We start from the raw sequence: 26,014 nt of genomic DNA, 5'->3' as shown, positions 1-26,014 counted from the left end.
ACAATCATTTGGGGCTATGGTTAAATAGTTTTTAAAATGGTAGAATGGGTAATAATGTTGAAAAAGCTGCAATAGTATTCGGGGGTCTATTATGAAACACATTTATCAGGATGATAGTTTTACACTGCATACGGATCTATACCAGATTAATATGGCAGAGACGTACTGGAGAGATGGAATACATAATAAACGTGCGGTTTTCGAACTGTTTTTCCGAAAGCTTCCGTTTGGGAACGGCTATGCTGTTTTCGCTGGCTTGGAAAAGGTGATTCAGTTTATTCAAGGCTTTCGTTTTAGCGAAGAAGACCTGGAATATTTGAAAAATGAAGTAGGCTACAAGGATGATTTTTTAGAATATCTCAAAAATATGCGTTTTACGGGAACGATTCGTTCCATGAAAGAGGGCGAGCTGGTTTTTGGCAATGAGCCAATCATACGTGTTGATGCTCCGCTCGCGGAAGCCCAATTAATCGAAACAGCTTTGCTTAACATTGTGAATTACCAAACATTGATTGCGACGAAAGCCTCTCGAATCAAGCAGGTTGTCGGTAATGAAGTGGCAATGGAATTTGGGACAAGACGTGCGCAGGAAATGGACGCAGCTATCTGGGGAACACGGGCAGCTTACCTTGCCGGCTTTGAAGCTACGAGTAATGTTAGGGCGGGAAAAATGTTCCAAATACCGGTTTCAGGTACTCATGCCCATTCAATGGTACAAGCTTATAAGGACGAATATACAGCTTTCCATAAGTATGCAGAAACACATAAGGACTGTGTGTTTTTAGTAGATACGTATGACACATTGCGCCTTGGCGTGCCAAATGCCATCAAGGTTGCAAAAGAATTAGGTGATAAAATTAATTTTATCGGTATCCGTCTTGATAGCGGTGACCTTGCCTATCTTTCAAAAGAAGCACGCAAAATGCTTGATGAAGCTGGTTTTAAAGATGCAAAGATCGTCGCATCAAGCGATTTGGATGAATATACGATTATGAACTTGAAAACCCAAGGGGCAAAAATCGATAGCTGGGGAATTGGTACGAAGCTGATTACCGCTTACGACCAAGCTGCATTGGGGGCGGTTTATAAAATTGTTGCCATTGAAAATGAAAATGGGACTATGGAAGATACCATTAAGATTTCCTCCAATCCGGAAAAAGTAACGACTCCGGGACTAAAGAAAATTTACCGAATTATCAATAATACAAACCACCATGCCGAAGGGGATTATATTGCGATGGAGGACGAAAAGTTTCCTGAGAAGAAACTAAGAATGTTCCATCCAACCCATACTTACATTAATAAGGTGGTTACTAATTTTACAGCGAAAGAGCTTCATGAAGATATTTTTACCAATGGTGAGCTTGTTTATGAAATTCCGAGCCTTGAAGAATCTCGTGATTATTTAAAGCAAAACCTCGACGCACTTTGGGATGAGTACAAGCGGATCATGAATCCCGAAGATTATCCGGTCGACCTTAGCCAAAAATGCTGGGATAACAAAATGGAAAATATCGAAGAGGTTAAAGAAAAAGTGGTTGAAATGAGAGAATAGATTGATGGGGCGTCCTAGGGATAGGGCGTCTCTTATTTTTAGGGGGAAAATCAGTTTTTGAAGTTTGACCTACTTGAAAATAGGTGTTTGCGGGATTTTGTGTGAAACTTGCGGAATTATTGGGAAAGTTCGCGGAATTAATAAGGATTTGCGCGAAATAAATGTTTAAGTCTGCAGATTCCTGCCAAACCCGGCGGAATAGCTTTTCCGGAAGAATTTCATCACCGTTCATTTCATTGTTGACCTCATTATATGTTACAATTTTGCTAGTCAAAATAGCGCAAAGGAAGAAATCGATGAACAAAACAATACCGGTACAAAAAAATGAATATATAGATGTAGTTTTCGAGGATTTAACCCATGACGGAGCAGGTGTAGCGAAGGTTGAAGGATACCCGTTGTTTGTGCCGGGTGGCTTACCGGGGGAAAAGGCGAAGGTAAAAGTCATTAAGACTGGAAAGGGTTACGGAATTGGCCGTTTGATTGAGCTTTATGATAGAAGCCCTTATCGGGTTGATATTGCCGGCAGTGACTTTCATATGTATGGCGGCTGCCAATTGGAGCATATCAGCTATGAAGGCCAGCTGAAATATAAGGAAAATCAAGTTCGGCAAGTGCTGACCCGTATCGGCAAATTGGAGAATGTGAAGGTTCATCCGATTTTAGGCATGGCGGAACCATGGCATTACCGAAACAAAGCTCAAGTCCCTGTTGGGGAGAAAGACGGGAAATTAATCGCAGGTTTTTTTAAACCAAGAAGTCACGAAATAGTGGATACCAATGAGAGCCTTATTCAGCTGCCGGAAATCAATGAAGCAGTGCAGGCAGTGAAGGAAATATGCAGTGATCTCGGTGTTCCTGCCTACCAGGAAGAAAACCATGAAGGGGTTCTCCGCCATATTATGGCGCGTTTTGGAAAGCAAACGGGAGAACTCATGGTTGTGATTATTACGAGAACAGCGGATCTCCCTCAGAAAAATAAACTGGTCGAAGCAATCCGCACGCGACTCCCTAAGGTAAAGTCGATTGTTCATAATATAAATTCAAAGCGCACAAATGTTATTTTAGGCGAAAAAACAACCGTTCTCTGGGGAAATGGAGTCATTTATGACTATATTGGGGATGTGAAATTTGCCATCTCCGCTTTATCCTTTTACCAGGTGAATCCTGTTCAGACAAAGGTGTTATATGATAAAGCACTGGAGTATGCGAACCTAAGTGGAAATGAAAACGTAATTGATGCTTATTGCGGTATCGGTACAATTTCGTTGTTTTTAGCGCAAAAAGCGAAGAAGGTATTCGGTGTGGAAATCGTACCTGAAGCAATTGAAGATGCAAAACGGAATGCGGAGCTTAACGAATTTACCAATGCCGAGTTTGCTGTTGGGGAAGCAGAGGTTGTCATACCAAAGTGGTACAAAGAAGGAAATGCTGCGGATGTACTTGTAGTAGACCCGCCGCGAAAGGGATGTGACGAAGCTTTACTGCAAACCATCATTGAAATGAAGCCGAAGAAGGTTGTCTATGTATCCTGTAATCCTGCTACCCTGGCACGGGATTTAAGGATTTTAGAGGATGGAGGATACAAAACGGTGGAAGTGCAGCCGGTGGATATGTTCCCCCAGACTACACATGTCGAGGCAGTTGCAAAAATTGAACTAAGGTAGTGCCTGTTGCATTAGGGGATAGGCACTAGTTTTAAAAATAGGAGGTTTATTGATGGATAATAACGATATATTAATTCGATTGAGATATGCTCTAGAATTAAAAAATAAAGAAATGGCAGAGATATTTAAACTTGGCGGCGTGGAAGTAACAGTGCCGGAAGTGATAAAGATTCTAACAAAATCAGATGATGATGATGATGAAAATGACTTTCAAATAAAATGTAATAACAGTATGTTCGATTCATTTTTAAATGGCTTTATTATTTTTAAAAGAGGAAAACAAGAGCCCAAACCAGGACAGTCTGATACACAGGAACCTGCTTTAAAGAAAAGCGCAAACGTTAATAATCTCCTGTTAAAGAAAGTAAAAATAGCACTGGCATTAACTACTGAGGATATGCTGGATATATTCGAAAATGCGGGAATCACGGTAACAAAAGGAGAACTCGGTGCTTTATTAAGAAAAGAAGGGCATAAGAATTATAAAGAGTGCGGAGATAAATTCGCCAGGAACTTCTTAAAAGGACTAGCTATTAAATACAGGGGATAACGCATTAAAGGATCTACAGGTGATGACATGATACATACTTACTCAGGTAAGACAATACGTTTTGATATAAAGTACAAAAACCGAACCTCCATAGGAATAACGATAGATAGCTATGGAAATGTTGAAGTCCATGCTCCGAAGGAGACACCTGATAAAAAAGTGCTTCAGTTATTAGAAGGAAAATGGGATCTTATTCAGCAAAAATTAAAAGAAATGAAGGATAGGCTGCATGGGCCGCAGAAAAAGGTCTATGAGCATGGTGAGAGCTTTCTTTATTTAGGAAACACCTATCCCATACAGATCTTTCAAGACAAAAATATTCAGCAGGACTATGTGGTGTTTGAGGGAGATGAGTTACAAATATATGTGAAGCAGCTTGAGGATGAGAAAATAAAACAAGCTCTAAAACGCTTCTATTATCACCGGTGTAAAGCCTTAGTAGAAAAGAGTGTCACCTCCTATCAAAGCCACTTTAAAACAAAACCACGTTCTATACGTATCACGGATAGTAATACTACCTGGGGAACCTGTGATTCAAGGCTGCAGTTAACATTTAATTGGAGGCTGGCAATGGCACCGCGTGAGGTGCTCGACTATGTAGTCGTTCATGAAATGTGCCATATGGTCCATCTGAATCACGACCGCTCCTTTTGGCGCCTTGTTGGGAAAATAATGCCCGATTATAAGGAAAAGGAAAACTGGTTGGCTATATCAAATTGGAAAATGACTGTTTAGCAGTAAACATTTAAAAACCACGTTGAGTACTGGGTGCTGCTGAAATATCGTTAAATAAAAGCCGATGGGGTTCGAGAACCTATAAAAGATTCTCAAACCCTATCGGCTTTTATTTCTATTGATGAAGGATATCAGGGGTAGACGAATATCAGCTAATAATCTGTCTTTAAAAAGCAACATCATTTAGAAATTTACGAACAATTCTTGAATAAGGATTTCTTGTATTAGCAAATTAAGAATAATCAAGAAATTTTCATAGTGATCTTGGCTGTTGGGGTGGAAGATTTTATTTAAGAAGGTATATAAATGATCGGACTTTTTACCTCGATAATTATATTTAATATCATGGCATTTAAAACAAACAAAAGACTGACCACTAATCAAATTATTCATATATGGGTATTTACGATTGCATTCCAGACGATATTCGACACCATCATTGAATTTAAATTTCATGGGTATTGGTATTTTAGAAAAGAAATCGATTGGATAGGAATTTTCCCCCATACAATATTAATCCCACCTGTTAATATGATGTTTTTAAATTGGTATCCCTTTCAGTATAAATTAACTAAACAAATTTCTTACATTTTTGTATTTGTAATCGTTATCTTATTTTACGAAGCCATAACATTACTTCCTGAACCATGGGGTTTTTTTCATAATGGTTGGTGGAAGTTATGGCACTCCGCTATCGTTGATCCAATTCTTTTTCTTATTTTGTTAGGCTATTACAAGTGGGTTCAGAAAGCGGAAAAAATGCTAATTAACCATTGAAATAATGGAGGAAGATAAAAGCAACTTTTTAACTAAAATCTCCTTTTTAAGTTAAATGATGTATTTTATTTGAGAAATCAATGAAAATATCTTAATCCCTCTAGTTTATCGAGTAGATCTTAAGGTTTCGTGGAACCTTAATACAAGAATAGTTTTGGATCAATGGTTGTCTGTAAATGGAATAGAGAACGATTAAGGTGAAAAGGAGGTATTCCCGTGGGTTTAAATATGTTTAACGGAAAGAATCGGGAAGAAAAGGAAAATCTTGAAAAAATTCTTGAAAATTCAATCGAAATTGAAGAAGATTTAATGCGGACGTATCTCATAAGCGCAGAACGGATTCACAATGATGATGAATTAAAGGAACGCCTCGAAAATTTTGCTGAAGGAAATGCGAAAAGGACGAAACAGCTTATTGATGAGTTGAATGAAATGAAAGGAAAATAGACTGAAGCTGTACAGATTCAAGTGATCCCCGGCTAATCGTTTTATAAACAGCATTTTCCCGTTAATGTCGGTAGCTCCTTGGTTCGGTATTCCTATCATCTACAATCCGGGTAATTCACAATAATTACTAACTTTTAAGGATGTAGCCAAACACCTACTTACCAAAGTCGGTGTTTTTTGTTTGCAGTTTCCTGTAAATAATTTGGATAAAATTAAAAATAGTAATTGACCTTGACGTTACGTTAAGGTGTATCGTTATTTTAGGAGGTGAACGAATGGAATACACCGTGCAAAAGCTAGGGAAGTTAGCCGGTATTAGCACGAGAACTCTTCGGTATTATGATGAAATTGGGATTCTTAAGCCGGCAAGAATCAATTCGTCAGGATATCGGATTTACGGGCAAGCGGAAGTTGACAGGCTACAGCAAATACTTTTTTACAGAGAATTAGGTGTAAGTTTAGACAGTATAAGGGATATGGTTACGGCACCTTCCTTTGATGGAGCAATTGCACTAATAGAACATCGTGAAAAACTCCTGGAAAAAAGAAAACAATTAGATTTGTTAATTGCCAATGTGGAGAAAACCATTGCCTTAACAGAAGGGAGAATGAAAATGTCTGATAAAGAAAAGTTTGAAGGATTTAAGCAAAAAATAATTGATGATAATGAGAAAAAGTACGGAGAGGAAATACGGGGAAAATACGGAAATGAAGCGATTGACAAATCAAATACAATAGTAAAAAACATGACTCAGGAACAATTTAAGGCAGTCACTAATCTGGAGAAACAAGTTAAGGAAACATTGGCCCAAGCCTTCGCCACCGGAGACCCTGCAGGTGAATTAGCGCAAAAGGCAGCAGATTTGCATAAGCAATGGCTTACTTTTTATTGGAGTGAGTACAGTAAAGAAGCGCACACCGGTCTTGCACAGATGTATGTGGATGATGAACGGTTTAAAGCCTATTATGATAAAGAGCAGCCGGGTGCTGCTGAATTTTTAAGAGATGCCATTCGCATTTACACTGGTATCACAGAATAAACTTATGCAATGGACATTAAAAGCGATTGGTAAAACCAGTCGCTTTTAATGTTGGATTGTAAACGTTCGTTAGTCGGTCCGGTAAAATTATTTCCATTATAAAAGAGATAGTCTGTATAAATCCCGATTCCTTTCTTTTTAAACATCGCAGCTTCCTTCGGATTGTTAATCGTATGTGCATAAATAATAATTCCCTTCTTCTGCAATGCCGTGCGCATTTCTTCCGTAATACGGAAAGGAAATGCAGCAATAGCAGTAATATGGTGGCGCTCGCTCCAATTTGCCAACTCTTCCGGGGATGGGATATCGATTAGATGATACAAGGTGTAAATAACATACTTAAAGTCATAATACGACTTTATATAGCTAAGCATTTCGGTGTGATAGATTTGGGGGATGATACGATTTAATAATGTTGGATCTAATTGTTTCACTGTATTTACTAAGTAGGAAAAGGTCAAACGAACGTTCTTTTTATCCATTTCCTTGGTATCTGTGATGATGAAAATATCCGGGTACATCTGCATCAATGCTAAGATTTGTTCCCATGAAGCGGGACTATACTTACCATGAATCTTTAGGGACATGAAAGTTTGAAAAGGAATGGGGCCCGCAACAGGCGGATACACCTGCCCTAAAAATTGATAGTGCTCAGGCGTCCAATCATGACGGGCAACTAACCGATGATCCGACGTCATATTCAAGTCGATTTCAAATACACGGAATCCCCGCTTGTAATTGACTAGGAGAGCATCGAGTGAGTTTGTTACTAAATGGCCATCTATATAACCCAAACCATGAACCACCACTGGTAAATTGGTTAAAGGAGACGGCTTATCCTTTTTGGATGTTGTCTTTTTATCAACTGTAATTGAATAATTAGTAATTTCTGCGCGGGCTGCAGGTGCTATCGGGCTTACAGCTATAAAAATAACAAGGCTAAACAGTGGTAACCAAATGCTTTTTTTCATGTTTAGGAGTCCTTTTCGTAAAGTCTCATTAATAGCTTCCCCACATTTCATTACGTTATTTCCCATATTAAAACATTAAGATAGTGTCCACCTTCAGTGTACAGATTGGATAAAGTGTCTTTTTATGGTGTCAGGCACCATTGTTGTAAAAAAGGGTACAAACCTAAAGATTGTCTACATTGTGATACATATAGATATAGTACAACCTGACGAGAGGGATAGATGGAAGGGGGGGACAGGTGCGGATTTGCCCGAAAAGAGGAGGTAAGGTCTCTCATGGACATCATGAATCACTAGCTTGTATGAAAGGAGATCACAATGATTTTTCAACCTGTGGTATGGATAACCATATTCTCATTTGTGGTTACACTTACCTTTATTCTTTGGAGGCCTAGGGGAATGAATGAGGCCATTCCTGCCACAATAGGTGCAATTATAGTTATCCTCAGTGGAAGTGTTTCTTTGTCAGACCTTGGACAAATAACCGAAACAATCAGCGGGGCGGCTATCACGATTATTGCGACAATTGTGATGGCAATTGTTTTAGAGAGCTTTGGTTTCTTTCACTGGGTGGCGGAGAAGCTCGCGGCTAAGGCTAAGGGGTCAGGTATTCGCTTATTCTGGTATGTTAATCTGTTATGCTTTCTCATGACACTATTTTTCAATAATGACGGAAGTATTTTAATCACAACCCCAATTCTAGTCATGTTACTAAACAATATGGGTTTAAAAAACCATCAAAAAATACCCTATTTACTTTCAGGCGGCTTGATTGCCACCGCATCGAGTGCACCGATCGGGGTTAGCAATATTGTAAATTTAATTGCCTTAAAAATTGTGCATATGAGCCTATATATGCATAAAAATGACTCTGATCACAGCAGAAAGAGAAACAATATATCGGAATTTAGAACATATTAAAATGATCCATTTACCGTGATAAATGATGGTAAAAATGTTGATTACTTTAAACTGCCTGTTGAATAACATTAATCCAGTCAAAAAAAATAATCCATCAAGTTATTGGCGGAACTAAGATGGATTACTCTTTCGTTTCCTATGATAATAACAGGCCGTGGTTTCAGGGACCACGGTTTTATTATGCTTTTTCTGTTAAAATATGTTTAGTTGTTTAACTATGTTCAGTTTATTAAGAAAAAAATGGCTGTTAGATAAAAATGACAAAATAAATGGGTTCCATTTAATAAAAGCGCAGGAACCCATATGGGTGGTTCCTGCGTTTAAGCGGAAAATAGAGGGAAAGCATAAATTTTTAAAAAAGGGGGAACCGGCATTAAGTCAGTTATTAATTATTTTAAATAGTAGGCTTGTTTTCTAAAATCTGTTACCTAATACTTGAGGCACCTACTAATGATTCAGGAGTCATACCAAGTATTAATTGACTGATTTTTGCGAAACCGGTACCTCTGAATTTAGTTAAAAATTGTTTTAGTACTTGGGAATCGAGATCATCTTTTAATTTTTGTAATTCTTTTTTATACAGGCGTAGAACAGAACCGTACACATAATTCGGTTTATCTTCACCTGGGTCTTCATCCATAATTAAGCATCCCATGTAATTATATTTAAACTGAAAGGCCCGTGTAAGATTAACCATATCCAAAAATTTGTTAAAAAGCGCAGGATAGTCTTTTTTTAGATTCTGTAAGGCTTCGCTAGTGGCTTTTAACTCATCAAGACTAGTCAAAGTGATCATTATATTTTCCTCCTCTTATTTATCCCAGGGTTTTTTCACTGAAATATATTCAGCTAATTCTTTACTTTTCTGTCTTCTTAATTTGCGCATTTCTGCTCTTTCTTTCCCTGTATCGTATAGAAATTTTTCTTCTTCTGATTCTGGAATAATGCTTGGAACTTCAACCGGACGTTTCTTTTCATCTAACGCTACAAAAGTCAAAAATGCCGTGGCAGCAATTCGGCGCTCTCCGTCCATAATATCTTCGGCGATAACTTTACAAAAAATTTCCATAGAGGTTTTCCCTGTATATGTGACAAATGATTCGACGCAGACTGAATCCGTTTGATGAATAGGGCATAAGAAATCGATTGAATCTGTAGATGCCGTTACACATTCTTTCACTCTGGAATGCCTCCGTGCTGATAAGGTTGCGGCGTCATCAAGCTTTTTCATTAAAACTCCGCCAAACAGTGTATTATAGTTATTTAAATCGCAGGATAATACTTGAGCAGTATTAATAATGCGGCTTTCTTTCGCTTTTTTTGCTTTCATTAAGTTGCTTCCTTTCATGTTGGGATTCTAGACAAAAAATACTATATCCACATTATTAAAAGGTTTTTCTTGCCTGAAATAAGTGTACGCCGCTTTGTTTGGTAAGTAAAATGGTTAAATTTCATCTGTAGTATAGCTTTTATCTATGTAAATGCTTTCAATTATGCAATATATATATAATAAAAAAGAAACGGCTCCACGTTGAAGGAGCCGTTTAACCAAGTTTAGTAAAAATAATTTTAAGGAATTTTTGCCGGAATTAGACTTATCAACATTTGAGCTGTTCTTTTGTGAACTGCAGCCATTCTTTGGCCGCATAGGAAAGGTATTGATTTTTCTCCCAAATAATGGCGAGGTTCCAGCGGATGGAAGGGTTTATTACTTTTACAGGTACTACATGTTTATTTAGATGACTGCAAATACTTTCAGGCAAAAGGGAAACACCAAGTTTTGAAGCCACCATCTCTTGTATAAAAGACCATTGGGAACTTTCAGAGATAACATGAGGAGTAAAACCAACGCTGTTACAAGAAAAGATGATCCGGTCGTTTAAGACAAAGTCCTTATTAAACAATATAAAAGACTCATTTTTCAATTCTTCTAAGCTGACTTCGTCCCTTTTTGCTAAAGGGTGTGATGGATGAAGGATTAGTTTAAAGTCTTCTTCTAAAAATGAGAAATACTCAAAATTGTTATTTTGGGTCGGAAGAACAACGACACCTACATCAAGAAGGTTGTTGCTAACCTCCTCTTCTATTTTTTTTGAACCGTCTTCCAATAATTGAAAAGTAATTCCGGGATATTTTTCATGAAAGCGTCCCATTATTTTAAGAAAGTAATATGCATCGAATATGGGAGGCAATCCAATTCGAATATGCCCCTTTTTTAACCCAAAAAGATTGTCTAATTCCGTTTCTAAATTAATAAAGGCTTTATCAATTAACTTTGCTTGCTCCAAAATAATCCGGCCTGCATCTGTTAAGGTTAATTGCTTTCTGGAGCGGTCAAAAAGAGCAACTCCCACCTCCTCCTCCAGGTTTTTAATCATTTTACTAATGGTCGGCTGCGTGATAAATAAGTGGTCTGCTGCGCGCGAAAAACTATTAGATTTTGCCACCTCAATAAAATATTGTAAATGTTTGATATCCAATATCGAACACCTTCTTGGTTAGTTTTTATGAAAAAATTAAGCTACATCTATATTAAAGTAACATACAAAAGGTTATTTTATTATGGTTCAGTCAATTTCTAAAAGATACCCTTCCTAATAAAATAAATTGTGTTTCTACTTAATGAAGGAATATAATAATGAAAAAGTAGTTTTGTTCGTTTTTTATTTTTAAGGGGGATTGAATTAGTTTGCCAAATCATGCAGTACCTTTAAAAGAAAAAAGTATCGTTTTTATTGGATTTATGGGTGTTGGAAAAACAACTATCGGAAAGCTTGTTGCCAAAAAGCTTTACCGGGATTTTATTGATATTGATGAAGTAATAGAGAGAGAATTCAATATGCCCGTGTCACAAATATTTAATAAAATTGGTGAAAAAGCTTTTCGTGAAAAGGAAAAAAGCGTGATAACGAAGATATGTAACCAAAAGCTTCAGATTATTTCGGTTGGAGGCGGAGCATTTTTACAAGAAGAAATTAGGAATGTATGCCTTTCTTCGTGTATTGTTTTTTTCTTGGATTTATCCTGGGAGAGCTGGAAGGATCGAATCAGCCTCATTATTGATAGCCGTCCCGTCCTTCAAGGGAAGTCTCCTGAAGAAATAGAAGAGCTATTTTATAAAAGACAGGAAATTTACTCCGTACATCACTCAAAAGTGGAAACGGACAATCACGATGTCGAAGAAGTAGCCGATTATATTGTCGAATCGTTAAAATTGGCTTGGGAATTATATGAATCAAATTAATCTTTATTGTGAAGGACCAATTGTCACTACATTTTGTAGAATGATTGGTTCTTTATTTGATAATTTGCAGATTAATAATTCAGCTGTTTAATTAGACATTTTAGTTTTCCGGACTTATATTCAAGAATGAAGAAGGAGTGCAGCGGGATGAAAAAAACAGTTATAGTTAAAGGCATCACCATTGGAGAAGGACCTCCGAAAATTTGTGTCCCAATGGTGAGTGAAACGGCTGAACAATTGATAGAAGAAGCAGCATTTCTAAAAACAGCAGACTTTGATGTGGTTGAATGGCGCGTTGATTTTTTTGAAGATGTAGAGGATATCACGAAAGTAAAGCAGGCGCTTGCTGAGATTCGTGCGATTCTACCGGACACGCCGCTTGTATTTACGTTCCGCAGTGCGAAAGAAGGCGGAGAGAAGGAAGTAAGCACGGCATTTTATGTTGAATTAAACAAATTCGTAGTCGAAACAGGTTTGGTGGATATTATCGATGTTGAGTTATTTAACGATGAAAATGATGTAAAAGCACTGATTGAAGCAGCGCATGCAAACAACGTGTTTGTCATTATATCTAACCATGATTTTGACAAAACACCTGCAAAAGATGAAATTGTTTCAAGGCTAAGGAAGGCACAGGAATTGGGAGGAGACTTGCCCAAAATTGCGGTAATGCCAACAAGTACTTCAGACGTGCTGATTCTGTTGGATGCAACCAATACGATGAATGAACAGTATGCTGACCGCCCCATCATTACCATGTCCATGGCCGGCAAAGGGGTCATCAGTCGTTTGGCAGGCGAGGTGTTTGGTTCTGCACTGACCTTTGGGGCGGCAAAGAAAGCATCCGCACCTGGCCAAGTGGGCGTTACGGAACTACGAAAGGTTTTAGACCTTTTACACACTAATTTATAATCGAATACAAATGATGAAGGTGACAGGCACCGTACGTGGACAAATGTCCTTGGACGGTGCCTGTCACTATTTCTTATACCTTGGGTCATTTCTCTATTTTCCATTTTGGTCCTTTGTTTATTTATCTGAGCGCCGCAGAAGGACACTTTTGGCGAAGTGTCTTTCGATGGTGACAGGCACCTTTTTGGTTATAATTATGGAGAGGGGGCGATACATAATTAAGCCGTGATTGGGGGCTAACAACATCGACACTATTAACACTAGTCTTTGTTCCAGTACTATACTCACTAGTCGGTAAACTAAGAAAAAACCTAACCAATGAACTTGAATAAGAAAACCTTTATGGGGGACTGAAACTTAGCGCATTAATAGTGAGGCGCCGGGGACAGTCCCCCTTGCATTATTCCTGTTTGCAGCGGTTGACTGACCCCTGCTGTATTAATACAGCAGTCTGAAAAAATTCTTTCCTTTACCGTGAAATTCAGTAAAATAATAGGTAATGATAATTTTGTTTGGGGAGATTTCTATGTCGAAAAATTTTCCGATTTTTGGAGATGAAATTGAAACTGAATTATATAATCCTGATGAATTAATTGATTTATTTCTTGATTGTACGGCGGACGGATTTGCAATTATAGATATAGAAAATCGGATTATTCGAATAAACCATATGTATACAAAGATTTTCGGCTATTCAGAAGAAGATTTAATCGGAAAACGAATTGATGAGTTGGCCCATCTGGAAACAGCTGTAGAAACAATCAATCAAGTCAAAAATGGAAAAACCTTTACCGATTTGATTACCCAACGATTTCATAAAAACGGCAGCATCCTGGATATTGCTGTTTCCTATTCCCCCTTTCGAAATTCAAGCGGAGAAATTATTGCTGTAATTGCTATTTTTCGCGATATAACAAAATTTGTAAACTTGGAAAGAGAATTAAAAAGGACACGTAAACTGTACAAATTAATTACGGAAAACACTACAGATATGATTAAGGTTTTTACGAAGGACAAAAAAATCATTTATGCATCTCCTTCATATGAAAAAGTGGTGGGGATACCTCCTGAGGAATTTATAGGCAGGGACCTGCATGAATTTTTCTTTCCCGAAGAAGTAGAAACCTATAAAAAAACCTTGCAAAAACTGTTGGATACAGGAGAACCGCAATTATTTCAAAAAAAAATAAAAACAATTGAAAACGATGTTATTTTTGCTGAGTTTAGTGTTTCTCCCATTTATAATGACCAAAAAGAAATCGATTCGTTTGTCACGGTTGGGAGAAATATTACAGAACGGATTAAAAATGATGAGGCCCTCCGTAATTTAGACAGGCTTTCCATCATTGGCCAGTTAGCAGCGGGTGTAGCCCATGAAATTCGGAATCCGCTAACTTCTTTAAAAGGATTTTCGAAACTATTAAAAAAAACAACTCACAAAAAGAAACAGGATCACTATTTATCAATTATAATGGACGAATTAGATCGAATTGACATAATTGTAAATGAATTTATGTCATTGGCGAAACCTCAAGCTATTCAATATGAACGTGAAAACTTAATTTCAATCTTAGCCAGCACGGTTAATGTCCTGCATCCGCAAGCCCTGTTACATAATGTCCAAATTAATAGCATATTCGAAAAAGACGATATTGAACTGCTTTGCAGCCCAAATCAACTAAAACAAGTCTTTGTAAACTTTCTCAAAAATGCGATAGAATCTATGCCTAACGGAGGAAATGTCCATATAGATGTAGAAAAAAGGGAAGATAAAAAAGTGATGATTAGCTTTATTGATGAAGGAACCGGTATCGAAACGGACTTATTAAGGTTTTTAGGGACACCGTTTTATACAACAAAGGATAAAGGAATCGGGCTTGGTCTAACTGTCAGTAATAAAATCATTCAAGAACACAACGGCACAATGAAAATAGAAAGCCACATAGGCAAAGGTACAACAGTAAAAGTAGAATTATACTATATCTAACCGGGGACTGGACTTCACATTTTGGTACGTTAAAGCGATGGGAAGATAGTGCATTACCATATCGAAGGACAGTCTCCCATCGCGTTAATGCGTTACCAGGGATCTATTGATAAATGGGAATAGGAGGGATATTGGAATAAGCGGTTTTTTTGTGAGGGAGTCGGTTTATATCATCATAAATAACTAAACTATTTTGTATAGCGATTAGCATAGCTTGAAGCTACGAAAGCATCAGGTTTTATTTTCGGTTCAACACCCATTGATTCCATTCGTGTAACCATTTCTTTCACAAACTCACTAGTTTTATTTCGTTTTCCGGCTCCAATGTCGATATGACCTTCCATAGAAAATGTAGCTCCATTATACAGATAAGGTAGAATAATATTGATCAATTGATTTTTTCTTTCCTCGGTAAACATCGAAACAATTGCTTCGGTTAATGATAATTCAAGAGAAATTCGCTCGTGCAGCTGCGTCATTTTTCTTGATATGATCACTTTTCTTATACACGCCCAAACTCCTTTCCCTTCGTTTTGAATCACAATTCCAGTAATAAAAACGGTATAGGATTTATGAACTTGTGAATCTGTTCCAACCATTAAGCGATAATTGCCGCTGGGATTTAATTTCATAAACGTAATGATATGCTCAAAGACTCGCTCAAACGTCATATTATTTTCCTGAAGGTTTTGAAACAAGTAGTCATGAAGTTGATATTTTTTCATAAGGAAGCACCACATCTTTCCTGTCCTATTTAATATATATGAAAATAATGATGGAATTATTAAACTATTTTTTAGGGCTCTTGATAATATCTTATGGCACACGATTTATTAGCGTGCAGGAGACTGAAGAGATAAAGCGCTGTGGACCGGAGCACAATGTTAAAAAAAAGAATCATTTGCCTATCAATATTTATTGGCGTCCATCATTAGATAGAGAAACAGGAATTATATGAATAAGGATGGATGGAAATGGCAAAGAGGAATCGTGGAAAAACCATTAGCTACTTGCCTTCAAATGGAAGAGGAACCTGCCCTTTGTGCGGAAGGACAAGAATTAAGCTATTGTATCCACATAAAACGGAAACAAACCAAACAATTAAAGTCTGCAAAAATTGCCGTCATAAATAAAAGATAAAAAAAAATTCCTAGGATATCCTTAGGAATTTTTTTTGCCATCAACTTCACGGACTTGGCACCCTTCAACGAATGTCCGTGTTCTGCGGACAGGTGTCTTTTGATGGTGTCGGGCACCATAGGTTTTAAACAATGATTTCATATATACCGATAAGGATAAGGATGACTCCGGCGATGATGTTGGAGTATTTTCCTATTCGGTTGTCACTGATTTTGCTGCCGATTTTTATCCCGAAAAAGATGGAAATTAGGGAGAAAACACCGATTGCGATTGTTGTTAAAATTGGAGAAATTCCAGTGAAACCGGCTCCTAAACCCATCGCTAAACAATTCATTGCTAGTGCAAGGCCTAATAAACATGATTCCTTAAAGGAAATCACTTTATCCTCATTAATATCAGCTAAAGCCGGTTGAGAAATAACCTTTGTAAAGTTAGAATCAACCTTAACAGGAACCGGCTCAGGCTCTGGCACAGGCTCAGGTAAAGGTTTAGGGAAGAGCGATTCAACAATACATTTTCCTCCAAGAAAAATAATTAACAAACCGCCTGCGTAGTTAGCAATTGTTAACGAGATAAATTGTGATATATATTCACCTGCCGTAATGGAAATATAGGCACAGAGCATGGAAATGACAGCAATAACTATATTGGAAACAAAGGGGATACGTGTTGATTTTAATCCATATGAGACACTGATCCCTAAGTTGTCAAGGTTTGCAGCGACACCTATTAGCAATATTGTTAACCAATGCATGTTCAGATCCTCCTAGGAAGCATTATTTTCTATTTGTATGCAAAATGGGCCTGAAAGTGCCGGCAAAGAAAAAGAAAAAGAAAGAGAAAACGACTACCAAGAAAAAGTAAGGTAGTCGTTTTCTCTTTATTAAGGCTCAAGGAATGTGACTTGGCAGTCATGCATATTTTTCTAATTCAAGCTCTTCGATAACGGCAGTATAATGCCAAAGTAAAGTTTCAAAAATTCTATCCCATTTTTGCGCTAAAGCATAATTTCTTCCTTCCCAGCCCATTTGCTTTCGTAAGCTTTCATTGCTTAGCAGCTTTAGGATGGCCCCTGCAAATTCCTGTACATTACCCGGTTCGCACAGGTACCCATTCACCCCGGGTTTAACTATATTTTTAACTCCTCCTGCATTAGCGCCAATGACAGGTATGCCACTGGCCAGAGCTTCAAGGATTACATTGCCAAACGTTTCAGAAGCTGATGGGAAAACGAATAGATCTGATGCCGAATAAACTTCTGCTAATTGATCTTCTTTTAAGTATCCTGTAAAACTCATGTTTAGTGGTGCTTCTTTTTGAAGTTGTTCACGTAAAGGACCATCGCCAATTACTAACCAGTGAATGTTTTCATTCATTTCAGGCGGCATGGATTTTGCAACAGCAAGGAGAGTGTGAATATCTTTTTCAGGTGCTAATCTGCCAACATAGGTTAGGATGTGTTTTTTTGAAACTCCGTATTGCTTTCGAACAGCTTCTTTATCATAAAAAGGGTGAAAAGTCCGGCAATCAACCCCTCTTGACCAAACCTCCAGATTAGCAAATCCGCGCTGTTTAAGTTGTTCTAATGTTTCATTGGAGGGAACGAATAATTTTTCACAGGAACGATGGAACCATTTCATGTATTTCCAGAGGATTTTAGAAAGAAATTGAAGATCGTAGTATTGTAAATAATGATCGAAATCGGTGTGATAGGAGCCGACGAGCGGGATATTTAATTTTTTGGCAAAATACACGCCGCAAAGACCGATGTTAAACGGCGTAGCAACGTGAATCAAATCCGGAGTGAAATTTTGTAATTCTGATTTGATATTGTTTAGGTTCGGAAAAGCGAGGCGGCATTCAGGATATAAAAAAAAGGAAAGGCTTTTGAAACGGTGAATATGACCGGACTCAGTATCGCTCGAAAAAGAATCCGGTGCAAAAATTTTAAAGGAGATGTTCTGCGCATCTAAATAATGGCTAAAACGTTTAAGAGTGCGGGCCACCCCGTTGATATCCGGGTAAAAGGTATCAGTGAAAATCGCTATTTTCATATCTTCCCTCCTAACTTTTATTTTTCAAATACATAAAATATAAAAGCATAGCATACCGGTACATGTTCCAAGAATTGTGCCGGCGATTACGTCTGAAGGATAGTGAAGACCCAAGTATATTCTGGATAACCCAACAAAAAGCCCTAAAGGTATCAAGACATAAGAAAGCTGCGGAATGAATAAAACATATGGCACCACAACGGAAAAAATCGCCGTTGTATGGCCCGAAGGAAATGAATGGTCCTGTAATGGATTTGCCGGGAACTTCGTTTTTTCCAGTATTAAATAGGGTCTTTTTCTTGGAAAAAGCTGCTTAACAAAATGGACAGGAATATGACTGGCCGTTAAAGCAAGGGCACTGGAAATTACAGTCAATCTTATGGCACCCCTTGGCGATAAGAAAAGGAGAAGGAAAGTGACAGCAATCGTAAATCTTGCTCCTCCTAAGTGTGTGACTGAGCGGAAAAAAAGATTTAACAGCTTTTTATCAAAATGGCGATTTACCTTCTGCAATAATCGGCATTCGAAGCCATAAAATACATTTATCATCCTTATCATAGTCGCTTCCCCTTTAAAAATTATTCATTCGGAGTTCATCATAATGTCGAGCTTTATTAACGGCAGGCCGTCCTATTGAAATATAAGTAATTGGATACTTTTGAATCTTTTCGAGTGGATAACAATTGCGCCCATCGATCACAATCGGGATTTTCATAAAAGTCCGATATACCTCCAAGGGGACATGCTTGATTTGTTCCCACTCTGTGGCAATAATCGCGAGATCGGCATCTTGAAGCGCAAAGCGAATATCGTAAGCGTACTCAATTGTGTCCCCTAAGAGCCTTTCTGCATTTGGAATAGCAATTGGATCATAAGCCCTGACCAGGGCGCCTTCATTGAGCAATTCTTTGACAATCGTTAAAGAGGCGGACCCTCGAACATCATCGGTATCCGGTTTGAATGCAAGACCGAGCAGAGCCACTTTTTTATCTTTTAACGAACCTATCGTTTCCTTTGCTTTAAAAACAAGATGTGAACGTTGTCGACTGTTCACTTGTATTACCGCATCGAGTAATTCAAATGGATGCTCCAAATTTCCGGCAAGCTGTACAAGTGCTTTTGTATCTTTAGGAAAACAAGAGCCGCCATATCCTATCCCTGCTTTAAGAAAATGATGGCCAATCCGTTTATCCTGACCAATTCCATAGGCGACTTCTTCAATATTAGCGCCAATTTTTTCACAAAGGTTGGCAATTTCATTAATAAAGCTAATCTTTGTGGCTAAAAATGCATTGGAAGCATATTTAATCATTTCTGCACTTTTGATATCCGTTTTCATTATCGGGATTTTCAATGGAAGATAAAGTTGTTCCATAGTGGAAGCAGCTTCAGGATTGTCGGTGCCAATCACGATCCGGTCTCCCTGAAAAAAATCAATGACCGCAGAGCCTTCCCGGAGAAATTCCGGATTGGCTACCACTTCTACTCGGAGATTTGGAGGTTTGCGGCTGTGAATGATTTCGTCAATTAGATCGTTCGTACCGACTGGAACCGTGCTTTTTGTACTGACAATCACATCATTTTTGATATAATGAGCGATTGTGTGTGAAACCACATGGATGTATTTTAGATCAACTGATCCATCCGCATTTTCGGGTGTTCCGACTGCAATAAAAATGATTTCCGCATCTGAATAGGCTTGAAGAGGATTCACTGTAAAGTGCAGCTTTCCATTACCTAGATTTTTTTCCAAAAGAGATTCAAGCCCAGGCTCATAAATTGGTGAGCGTCCGTTTTGAAGCATGTCAATTTTCTCTTTTTGAATGTCTATGCATGTCACTTGATGGCCTATTTCAGCTAAACAAGCACTAGTGACCAATCCTACATATCCTGCTCCGGCAACGGTAATCTTCATCCAATCCCTCCAATAGATTTAGTTACTATCATTGTATTAAAGAAATGAGAATCTTTTCTAAACCCAGTGTTAAAAGAGTGTAAAGAGTTTGTATTTTGGCAGATTATTTAGTTCGTTTTTTAGAGTAAAATTTTTAAAACTTGTTAATAGAATTTCGGAAACATATTATTAAAGTGTATGTCCAACAATTCATCAAATAAAAGGGAGTCACTGTAATGATTCAGCTAAATTGGGGAACACCGAAAGCTATTAGGGAGTTATTGTGCGAAGTGGTGAGCTGGAAAAGCATGACCTTAACAGACGGGGAGCGTGAATTTCCTTTTAGATTGCAAGCTAAGCTTCAGGAGTTGGCATTTTTTCAGGAGAATCCTAACTACTTGGGGCTTCATGATGCCGATCTTGGCCGCAAATTTTTAACCGCATTATATAAACATCCCGAAGCGAAAGAAACCATCGTCCTCATCAGTCATTTTGATACGGTAAATACCGAAGAATATGGTGATCTTGAGGCATTTGCTTATCAACCGGAGGAACTGACAAAATTGCTTCATGGAAGAATCGAAGAGTTACCGGAAGATGTTCAGCGGGATTTAAAATCCGGTGAATATTTATTCGGCCGGGGCACGATGGATATGAAGATGGGGCTCGTCATGCATATGAGCTTAATCGAAAAAGCCGCAGTAGAGCAGTGGCCGCTGAATCTCCTTTTGCTGACTGTTCCTGATGAGGAGGTTAACTCCACCGGAATGAGAGCGGCAGTCACGAAATTAGTGGAAACCAGGGAAAAATACGGTCTCAAGTACAAACTCTTTTTGAACGGGGAGCCTGTATTTACCCAAGAACCCGGCGACCTTAAATTTTATGTATATTCGGGAACAATCGGCAAGATTATGCCATCAGCCCTTTTTTACGGGAAAGAAACACATGTTGGCGAGCCGCTTAGTGGAATCTCAGCACCTTATATCGCTTCTTTTTTGACCCGGAGAATGGAGTGGAATTCAAGTTTCCAAGAAACGGTGTTAGGGGAGACAACCCCGCTCCCGGTAACCCTTCAGCAAAAAGATTTAAAAGTAGGATACTCTGCACAAACACCATACCGTTCTGCTGCTCTTTATAATGTGTTTTTAATGAAGAGGAGCGCAGCGGAAATTATGGAGATTTTTGAAAAAAACGCTGCAGATGCCGTTCGGAAATGCAATCTGGAATATAAGAAGGTCTGTGACGAGCAGTCCGTGAAACCGGTTGGCGAAGTAAAAGTAGTGCAATATGATGAGTTATTAGCGTACGCAAGAAAAAAGTTGGGCAAAGAATTTATCGAAGGGACCAAAAGAGCAATTCAGGCAAACAACGAATGGGATGACCGTGAAAAATCGTTACGGCTTGCCGATGCTCTCATGATTCAATGCCAAGAGCTTGCCCCATCAATCGTCTTGCTTTTTGCACCGCCATATTATCCGCCGGTCAATTCATCTGATGATAAACTTGTTTCACAATGTGTGGATTATTTAAAACAGCAGGGCCTTCATGAATTTGGCTTGCCGATACAACAAATTCATTATTTCAATGGAATCTGTGACTTAAGCTATGTGAATTACCAAGAGGATGGAGAAGGCTGGACGGTATTCAAAGCGAATACTCCTGTTTGGGGTGAAAGCTATAGTATTCCGTTCGATGCGATGAAAAAATTGAAGGCACCTGTTTTAAATGTCGGGCCATTTGGCAAGGATGCCCACAAGCGAACCGAACGCCTTCATATTAAAAGTGCCTTTGAGGAAGTCCCGTCTTTGGTTGAGGGAATGATTAAGATGATAATAGGTAAGACGGTCAAAAACTGATTCGGTATAACGAGTCAGTTTTTTTAGGGGTAAAAATACTTGAAAAAATATAATGGTTACTTTACTATTTAATAGTACTAGATATTGTTTTTAATCAAATAGAATACAACTATATATTGTGTTTGCCTTGAGTTAGGATGCCATTAGGCTTAAAAGGGAATCCGGTGAGAACCCGGAACTGCCCCCGCAACTGTAAATGCAGACGAAATGAGCAAGACCACTATATAAGGAAGCTTATGAGAATAGGTACTTATACGGGAAGGGCTCAGAGTAGGATGATGCATAAGTCAGGAGACCTGTCATAACTTGAGATGTTTCACTTCTTCGGGGATTGGGAAGATGAACGATGGCAATTAAGGAATTGATGGGTTTTCCCATACCTTATACTGTTATCGTTTTATCCGCTCAAGTTCTATTGGGCGGATTTTTTTTTTTTGTTAAAAAAGGGAGGAATTTTTGCATGAAAACCCAAATTCAATCAGAACTATATGATGTCTTAGAAGCTATCTATCAATCTACGGAACAATTTAAACTCGATGCGGATGAGCTGATACGAAAAATAAGAGCCCTGAATTCAGATAGTGATCCTAACCAACAGGCATTATTGTATGCATTAAACCAAATTGCCATGGATCAGCCTGACTGGACGTTTGTCGCTGCCCGTTTGTATCTCAATGAGTTATATACCGAGGCTGCCGGAAACAGAGGCTATTCCCGGTCCTTAAACTATGGTGATTTCAATGAACTGATTCAATCCTTAACAGCAAAAGGGATCTACTCAACCAATCTACAAGATTCCTACACCACTGAAGAAATTACCCTGCTTGGGAAAGAAATCAACCAAGAGCGGGATTACTTATTTAATTACATCGGGTTATTCTTACTCGCCGATAGGTATCTAGCAAAGGACCATGACGGGAATTTATATGAGCTTCCTCAAGAACGATTTATGATCATAGCGATGACAATGATGCAAAATGAACAGCCGTCAAAACGCGTCAAGCTTGTAAAAGAAGCTTATTGGGCATTAAGTAATCTTTATATGACGGTCGCCACTCCAACATTATCAAATGCAGGAAAAAGCTTTGGCCAGTTATCGTCCTGCTTTATTGATACCGTTGATGATTCACTTGATGGCATATATTTAAATAATTGGGATATTGCCAGATTAAGTAAGGATGGCGGGGGGATTGGCATTTATTTTGGAAAAGTCCGCGCCCTTGGGTCTGATATTAAAAAATTTAAAGGAAATTCTTCGGGAGTTGTCCCTTGGATACGGTTAATTAATGATACAGCCGTCAGTGTCGACCAGCTTGGACAGCGGCAAGGAGCCGTCGCAGTATACCTCGATATTTTTCACAAGGATATCATGAACGGCTTCCTCGATTTAAAAACCAATAATGGGGACGAGCGCCGCAAAGCACACGATATTTTCACAGGTGTCGCAATTCCCGATCTTTTTATGAAAAAGCTTCAGGAAGTCGATGCTGACGGAAGAAGTATTGGCGAGTGGCACACGTTTTGCCCCCATCAGGTAAAACAGATCATGGGCTGGAAAGATGACCAAGGCAATCCGCTTGGCTTAGAGGATTTTTACGATGAAAAAGGACAGTTATATTTTACAGAAAAATACGAAGAAGCAGTCCGTAACCCGCTTCTGCCGCGAAAGACCTACAGGGCGATGGATATTATGGCACGAATCATGGTGGCACAGTTAGAAACAGGGACGCCTTATATGTTCTATCGGGACGAAGTAAACCGGCAAAATCCGAATAAGCATTTGTTAGCGGAAGGTCGAACGGCCGTTTATTGCAGTAATTTATGTACAGAAATTGCCCAAAATATGTCGGCGACGACGATCATCAAGGAGTATGAAGATGCCGACGGAAACATCGTCATCGTTCGTAAACCGGGTAATTTCGTCGTTTGTAATCTTTCTTCAATTAATCTGGCAAAAGCAGTGCCTGCTAATGTGTTAGAACGCGTGATTCGGATTCAGGTAAGAATGCTCGATAATGTGATTGATTTAAATACGATTTCTGTGGGACAGGCCCAAATAACAAATAAAAAATTTCGGGCCATCGGACTTGGAACGTATGGCTGGCACCATCTTCTTGCGCTTCAAAAAATTCACTGGGAGTCTGAGGAAGCGGTAAGCTTTGCAGATGAGCTTTATGAAGAAATTGCGTATCACACCATCAGAGCTTCAATGGAACTGGCTAAGGAAAAAGGTTCTTATCTCCATTTCAAAGGGTCGGAATGGGAAACAGGTGTGTATTTTGAGCGGAAAAAATACCTTTCTAACCGTTGGATCAGTTTGAAAGAAGAGGTAGGGAACCACGGAATGCGTAACGGTTGGCTAATGGCGATAGCCCCAAACTCATCGACGGCTAAGATTGGCGGTTCAACAGATGGAATTGATCCAATTTATTCGGTGGAATATGCAGAGGAAAAGAAAAACTTTAAGTTTAAGGTAACTGCTCCTGATTTGGATCATGTGACGTACCCATATTACCGACGGTCGCGCCATGAACTGGACCAGCAATGGAGCATTCGGCAAAACGCGGCACGGCAGCGCCATATTGACCAGTCGATCAGTTTTAACCTGTATGTCCGCCATACGATTAAAGCAAAGGAATTGCTAAATCTTCATCTTGAAGCATGGAGACAGGGGATGAAAACGACTTACTATGTCAGGAGCACATCCCAAGAAGAAATTAACGAATGCGAAGCTTGCCATAGCTAAATTTTAGGGAGGAACCATTTTATGAATAAAAACGCAACGCTAGTAAAAATAAAACTTCTTAACCCGGAATTCCCAAATAAATCAACAGGTGTCATTAACGGAGAATCCTCCGGGCTGTTGAATTGGAATGATATTGCCTATCCACAGATGTATGACCTTTATCAAACACTGTTATCAAATTTTTGGAAGGCACAGGAGATTAATATGCAGGATGATCTCAAGCAATGGGAGTATCTTAGTCCGGTTGAGCAAGATGTTTTCCTGCGCTTGAATACCCAATTGGCCTCTCTTGATAGTCTGCAAACACCAACGATGACTCAGGTGATGGATTATGTGACGGATTCAAGCTTTAAGGCGATATTTGCGGTCATTGCACAACAGGAAGCGGTTCACAATGAATCCTATTCGTATATTTTGAGTTCACTCGTACCATTGGATGAACAGAAGAAACGATTCGACCAAGCGAAAAATGACCCGATCGTCCGGAAACGGAATCAACTCATTTTAGACGCCTATGAAGGTTTCAGGAGGAATCCAACACCGTTAAATCTATTTAAATTAGCAGTGAATTCGATCAATCTTGAGGGGATTTATTTTTATGCCGGGTTTGCCTTTTTCTATCATCTTGCCCGCCAGCAAAAAATGCTGAAGACGAGCACGATGATCAGTTATATCCAGCGCGATGAGATGCAGCATGCGTACTTCATTGCCCAGTTTATTCGGATTTTGTTAACAGAAAACTCTGAGCTTAATACAGAGGAAAACATTGACTATATCTATCGGACGATTAGTCAGGCGGTGGATCTTGAAAAAGAGTGGGCTCATTTTATTTTAAAAGATATTAAAGGAATTGACTTGGAAGAATTCGATGGGTATGTAGAATATCTGGCCAACAAACGCTTTCGGCAGCTTGGTTTGAAAAATTTGTTCCCTGTCGATCGGGAAAACCCGATGCCATGGATTCATGTGTTTAGCGATGAAATGCTGAACGGAACCAAGTCGGATTTCTTCGAGCAAAAATCGCGAACTTATTCAAAGGTAACTCAGTCAAATGGGTTCGATGAGCTATAGCGATGAAAATTGCTCTCGTCTACTCATCGATAACGGGGAATACGGAGGAACTTATCTATATCCTAAAAGAATTGTTGCGAATGTATAATATGGAAGTCACTGCTATACGGGTCGCCGATTTCCCTTTGGAAAAACTGGCACGATATGATGCAGTTGTTATTGGAACCTACACTTGGGGGGACGGAGATATCCCAGATGAAATGCAACCCTTGTACAATGCATTTGAAGTTCAAGAGGTAAAAAATGTCGTAACAGGCGTGGTCGGAACGGGAGACCAATTCTATCCCAACTTTTGCGGGGCAGTCGACAAATTCAGGGACATGCTTTTTGTCCAAACCCAATTAGCTGTTACTCTAAAAATAGAACTAACGCCACAGCTGCAGGATCTGAAACGTTGCCGAAAATTTGTCGATTCCATAATTAAGCGTTTAGACAACCAAAACTGAT

At 38.8% G+C, this 26,014-nt stretch carries 24 protein-coding genes, 1 pseudogene and 1 riboswitch; of the genes and pseudogenes, 16 read left to right on the top strand and 9 right to left on the bottom strand.

The features are described from left to right. The first annotated feature begins 91 nt into the window (after positions 1 to 91). The 7 genes from AC3ANV_RS25545 to AC3ANV_RS25515 all read left to right on the top strand — a co-directional run bounded on the left by AC3ANV_RS25545 (position 92) and on the right by AC3ANV_RS25515 (position 6,771). Positions 92 to 1,555 (top strand): nicotinate phosphoribosyltransferase, encoded by a 1,464-nt coding sequence (locus AC3ANV_RS25545; protein ID WP_488311380.1) that lies wholly within the window; start codon positions 92 to 94, stop codon positions 1,553 to 1,555. A 296-nt stretch (positions 1,556 to 1,851) separates the two neighbouring features. Then, positions 1,852 to 3,222: a 23S rRNA (uracil(1939)-C(5))-methyltransferase RlmD gene (gene rlmD, locus AC3ANV_RS25540; RefSeq protein ID WP_488311379.1), complete on the top strand. Its 1,371-nt coding sequence runs from the start codon at positions 1,852 to 1,854 to the stop codon at positions 3,220 to 3,222. Between the two features lie 52 nt (positions 3,223 to 3,274). Further along, positions 3,275 to 3,772: a YehS family protein gene (locus tag AC3ANV_RS25535; RefSeq protein WP_488311378.1), complete on the top strand. Its 498-nt coding sequence runs from the start codon at positions 3,275 to 3,277 to the stop codon at positions 3,770 to 3,772. 27 nt (positions 3,773 to 3,799) lie between these two features. Further along, positions 3,800 to 4,507, top strand: coding sequence for a M48 family metallopeptidase (locus AC3ANV_RS25530; protein ID WP_488311377.1), 708 nt, complete (start codon positions 3,800 to 3,802; stop codon positions 4,505 to 4,507). 306 nt (positions 4,508 to 4,813) lie between these two features. After that, on the top strand, positions 4,814 to 5,284 hold the full coding sequence (locus tag AC3ANV_RS25525) for a hypothetical protein (protein ID WP_488311376.1): 471 nt from the start codon (positions 4,814 to 4,816) through the stop codon (positions 5,282 to 5,284). A gap of 216 nt (positions 5,285 to 5,500) precedes the next feature. Further along, positions 5,501 to 5,731 carry a hypothetical protein gene (locus AC3ANV_RS25520; RefSeq protein ID WP_488311375.1) on the top strand — a complete coding sequence of 77 codons (231 nt, stop codon included), beginning with the start codon at positions 5,501 to 5,503 and terminating at the stop codon, positions 5,729 to 5,731. A gap of 275 nt (positions 5,732 to 6,006) precedes the next feature. Further along, a complete protein-coding gene (locus AC3ANV_RS25515; RefSeq protein WP_488311374.1) occupies positions 6,007 to 6,771 on the top strand; it encodes a MerR family transcriptional regulator in 765 nt (254 codons plus the stop codon). 2 nt (positions 6,772 to 6,773) lie between these two features. Here AC3ANV_RS25515 and AC3ANV_RS25510 read toward each other — a convergent pair whose 3' ends face one another. Continuing rightward, entirely contained in the window at positions 6,774 to 7,742 is a 969-nt protein-coding gene (locus tag AC3ANV_RS25510; protein ID WP_488311373.1) for a phosphatidylinositol-specific phospholipase C/glycerophosphodiester phosphodiesterase family protein, read from the bottom strand. Between the two features lie 318 nt (positions 7,743 to 8,060). Between AC3ANV_RS25510 and AC3ANV_RS25505 the strand changes: the two are divergent. Then, a pseudogene (locus AC3ANV_RS25505) lies at positions 8,061 to 8,603 on the top strand (ArsB/NhaD family transporter); the annotation flags it as partial. 484 nt (positions 8,604 to 9,087) lie between these two features. Here AC3ANV_RS25505 and AC3ANV_RS25500 read toward each other — a convergent pair. The 3 genes from AC3ANV_RS25500 to cidR form a co-directional block, all read right to left on the bottom strand. After that, on the bottom strand, positions 9,088 to 9,459 hold the full coding sequence (locus tag AC3ANV_RS25500) for a hypothetical protein (RefSeq protein ID WP_488311372.1): 372 nt from the start codon (positions 9,457 to 9,459) through the stop codon (positions 9,088 to 9,090). 15 nt (positions 9,460 to 9,474) lie between these two features. Further along, positions 9,475 to 9,993 carry an acyl-CoA thioesterase gene (locus tag AC3ANV_RS25495; RefSeq protein WP_488311371.1) on the bottom strand — a complete coding sequence of 173 codons (519 nt, stop codon included), beginning with the start codon at positions 9,991 to 9,993 and terminating at the stop codon, positions 9,475 to 9,477. Between the two features lie 268 nt (positions 9,994 to 10,261). Next, positions 10,262 to 11,143, bottom strand: coding sequence for a cidABC operon transcriptional activator CidR (gene cidR, locus AC3ANV_RS25490; RefSeq protein WP_488311370.1), 882 nt, complete (start codon positions 11,141 to 11,143; stop codon positions 10,262 to 10,264). A 263-nt stretch (positions 11,144 to 11,406) separates the two neighbouring features. On the opposite strand from cidR, the gene AC3ANV_RS25485 reads away from it, so the two are divergent. The 3 genes from AC3ANV_RS25485 to AC3ANV_RS25475 all read left to right on the top strand — a co-directional run bounded on the left by AC3ANV_RS25485 (position 11,407) and on the right by AC3ANV_RS25475 (position 14,806). Further along, positions 11,407 to 11,907 carry a shikimate kinase gene (locus tag AC3ANV_RS25485; protein WP_488314337.1) on the top strand — a complete coding sequence of 167 codons (501 nt, stop codon included), beginning with the start codon at positions 11,407 to 11,409 and terminating at the stop codon, positions 11,905 to 11,907. A 147-nt stretch (positions 11,908 to 12,054) separates the two neighbouring features. Further along, positions 12,055 to 12,819: a type I 3-dehydroquinate dehydratase gene (gene aroD, locus AC3ANV_RS25480; protein WP_488311369.1), complete on the top strand. Its 765-nt coding sequence runs from the start codon at positions 12,055 to 12,057 to the stop codon at positions 12,817 to 12,819. A 526-nt stretch (positions 12,820 to 13,345) separates the two neighbouring features. Then, on the top strand, positions 13,346 to 14,806 hold the full coding sequence (locus tag AC3ANV_RS25475; protein WP_488311368.1) for a PAS domain-containing sensor histidine kinase: 1,461 nt from the start codon (positions 13,346 to 13,348) through the stop codon (positions 14,804 to 14,806). Between the two features lie 188 nt (positions 14,807 to 14,994). On the opposite strand, the gene AC3ANV_RS25470 is transcribed toward AC3ANV_RS25475, so the two are convergent. Continuing rightward, entirely contained in the window at positions 14,995 to 15,531 is a 537-nt protein-coding gene (locus tag AC3ANV_RS25470; protein WP_488311367.1) for a ribonuclease H-like YkuK family protein, read from the bottom strand. Positions 15,532 to 15,760: 229 nt separating this feature from the next. Between AC3ANV_RS25470 and AC3ANV_RS25465 the strand changes: the two genes are divergently transcribed. Further along, a complete protein-coding gene (locus tag AC3ANV_RS25465) occupies positions 15,761 to 15,946 on the top strand; it encodes a hypothetical protein (RefSeq protein WP_488311366.1) in 186 nt (61 codons plus the stop codon). 124 nt (positions 15,947 to 16,070) lie between these two features. On the opposite strand, the gene ytaF is transcribed toward AC3ANV_RS25465, so the two are convergent. The 4 genes from ytaF to AC3ANV_RS25445 form a co-directional block, all read right to left on the bottom strand. Further along, the gene (gene ytaF / locus AC3ANV_RS25460; protein ID WP_488311365.1) at positions 16,071 to 16,700 is read right to left on the bottom strand and encodes a sporulation membrane protein YtaF; all 630 of its coding nucleotides are present in this window, start codon (positions 16,698 to 16,700) and stop codon (positions 16,071 to 16,073) included. Positions 16,701 to 16,857: 157 nt separating this feature from the next. Beyond that, complete coding sequence (locus tag AC3ANV_RS25455) at positions 16,858 to 18,000, bottom strand: glycosyltransferase family 4 protein (protein WP_488311364.1); 1,143 nt, start codon at positions 17,998 to 18,000, stop codon at positions 16,858 to 16,860. Between the two features lie 24 nt (positions 18,001 to 18,024). Beyond that, positions 18,025 to 18,558 carry a phosphatase PAP2 family protein gene (locus tag AC3ANV_RS25450; RefSeq protein ID WP_488311363.1) on the bottom strand — a complete coding sequence of 178 codons (534 nt, stop codon included), beginning with the start codon at positions 18,556 to 18,558 and terminating at the stop codon, positions 18,025 to 18,027. Positions 18,559 to 18,571: 13 nt separating this feature from the next. Continuing rightward, positions 18,572 to 19,915 (bottom strand): UDP-glucose dehydrogenase family protein, encoded by a 1,344-nt coding sequence (locus AC3ANV_RS25445; protein ID WP_488311362.1) that lies wholly within the window; start codon positions 19,913 to 19,915, stop codon positions 18,572 to 18,574. Positions 19,916 to 20,130: 215 nt separating this feature from the next. Between AC3ANV_RS25445 and AC3ANV_RS25440 the strand changes: the two genes are divergently transcribed. The 4 genes from AC3ANV_RS25440 (at position 20,131) to AC3ANV_RS25425 (ending at position 26,013) form a co-directional block, all read left to right on the top strand. Beyond that, positions 20,131 to 21,750: a M20/M25/M40 family metallo-hydrolase gene (locus tag AC3ANV_RS25440; RefSeq protein WP_488311361.1), complete on the top strand. Its 1,620-nt coding sequence runs from the start codon at positions 20,131 to 20,133 to the stop codon at positions 21,748 to 21,750. A gap of 118 nt (positions 21,751 to 21,868) precedes the next feature. Further along, a riboswitch (cobalamin riboswitch) is annotated at positions 21,869 to 22,068 on the top strand. 142 nt (positions 22,069 to 22,210) lie between these two features. Then, on the top strand, positions 22,211 to 24,496 hold the full coding sequence (locus tag AC3ANV_RS25435; RefSeq protein ID WP_488311360.1) for a ribonucleoside-diphosphate reductase subunit alpha: 2,286 nt from the start codon (positions 22,211 to 22,213) through the stop codon (positions 24,494 to 24,496). A 21-nt stretch (positions 24,497 to 24,517) separates the two neighbouring features. Beyond that, complete coding sequence (locus AC3ANV_RS25430; protein WP_488311359.1) at positions 24,518 to 25,567, top strand: ribonucleotide-diphosphate reductase subunit beta; 1,050 nt, start codon at positions 24,518 to 24,520, stop codon at positions 25,565 to 25,567. A gap of 2 nt (positions 25,568 to 25,569) precedes the next feature. Then, complete coding sequence (locus tag AC3ANV_RS25425) at positions 25,570 to 26,013, top strand: flavodoxin domain-containing protein (protein WP_488311358.1); 444 nt, start codon at positions 25,570 to 25,572, stop codon at positions 26,011 to 26,013. Position 26,014 lies beyond the last annotated feature (1 nt).

It is taken from the genome of Neobacillus sp. DFD-2R (assembly GCF_057747865.1).
This window is presented reverse-complemented; position numbering and strand designations above follow the sequence as displayed.

Excerpts from the sequence above, each read along its gene's own strand:
- AC3ANV_RS25545 (WP_488311380.1), top strand. The coding sequence starts at position 92 with ATGAAACACATTTATCAGGATGATAGTTTTACACTGCATACGGATCTA.
- rlmD (WP_488311379.1), top strand. The coding sequence starts at position 1,852 with ATGAACAAAACAATACCGGTACAAAAAAATGAATATATAGATGTAGTT.
- AC3ANV_RS25535 (WP_488311378.1), top strand. The coding sequence starts at position 3,275 with ATGGATAATAACGATATATTAATTCGATTGAGATATGCTCTAGAATTA.
- AC3ANV_RS25530 (WP_488311377.1), top strand. The coding sequence starts at position 3,800 with ATGATACATACTTACTCAGGTAAGACAATACGTTTTGATATAAAGTAC.
- AC3ANV_RS25525 (WP_488311376.1), top strand. The coding sequence starts at position 4,814 with ATGATCGGACTTTTTACCTCGATAATTATATTTAATATCATGGCATTT.
- AC3ANV_RS25515 (WP_488311374.1), top strand. The coding sequence starts at position 6,007 with ATGGAATACACCGTGCAAAAGCTAGGGAAGTTAGCCGGTATTAGCACG.
- AC3ANV_RS25510 (WP_488311373.1), bottom strand. The coding sequence starts at position 7,742 with ATGAAAAAAAGCATTTGGTTACCACTGTTTAGCCTTGTTATTTTTATA.
- AC3ANV_RS25500 (WP_488311372.1), bottom strand. The coding sequence starts at position 9,459 with ATGATCACTTTGACTAGTCTTGATGAGTTAAAAGCCACTAGCGAAGCC.
- AC3ANV_RS25495 (WP_488311371.1), bottom strand. The coding sequence starts at position 9,993 with ATGAAAGCAAAAAAAGCGAAAGAAAGCCGCATTATTAATACTGCTCAA.
- AC3ANV_RS25485 (WP_488314337.1), top strand. The coding sequence starts at position 11,407 with ATGGGTGTTGGAAAAACAACTATCGGAAAGCTTGTTGCCAAAAAGCTT.
- aroD (WP_488311369.1), top strand. The coding sequence starts at position 12,055 with ATGAAAAAAACAGTTATAGTTAAAGGCATCACCATTGGAGAAGGACCT.
- AC3ANV_RS25475 (WP_488311368.1), top strand. The coding sequence starts at position 13,346 with ATGTCGAAAAATTTTCCGATTTTTGGAGATGAAATTGAAACTGAATTA.
- AC3ANV_RS25470 (WP_488311367.1), bottom strand. The coding sequence starts at position 15,531 with ATGAAAAAATATCAACTTCATGACTACTTGTTTCAAAACCTTCAGGAA.
- AC3ANV_RS25465 (WP_488311366.1), top strand. The coding sequence starts at position 15,761 with ATGAATAAGGATGGATGGAAATGGCAAAGAGGAATCGTGGAAAAACCA.
- ytaF (WP_488311365.1), bottom strand. The coding sequence starts at position 16,700 with ATGCATTGGTTAACAATATTGCTAATAGGTGTCGCTGCAAACCTTGAC.
- AC3ANV_RS25455 (WP_488311364.1), bottom strand. The coding sequence starts at position 18,000 with ATGAAAATAGCGATTTTCACTGATACCTTTTACCCGGATATCAACGGG.
- AC3ANV_RS25450 (WP_488311363.1), bottom strand. The coding sequence starts at position 18,558 with ATGATAAGGATGATAAATGTATTTTATGGCTTCGAATGCCGATTATTG.
- AC3ANV_RS25445 (WP_488311362.1), bottom strand. The coding sequence starts at position 19,915 with ATGAAGATTACCGTTGCCGGAGCAGGATATGTAGGATTGGTCACTAGT.
- AC3ANV_RS25440 (WP_488311361.1), top strand. The coding sequence starts at position 20,131 with ATGATTCAGCTAAATTGGGGAACACCGAAAGCTATTAGGGAGTTATTG.
- AC3ANV_RS25435 (WP_488311360.1), top strand. The coding sequence starts at position 22,211 with ATGAAAACCCAAATTCAATCAGAACTATATGATGTCTTAGAAGCTATC.
- AC3ANV_RS25430 (WP_488311359.1), top strand. The coding sequence starts at position 24,518 with ATGAATAAAAACGCAACGCTAGTAAAAATAAAACTTCTTAACCCGGAA.
- AC3ANV_RS25425 (WP_488311358.1), top strand. The coding sequence starts at position 25,570 with ATGAAAATTGCTCTCGTCTACTCATCGATAACGGGGAATACGGAGGAA.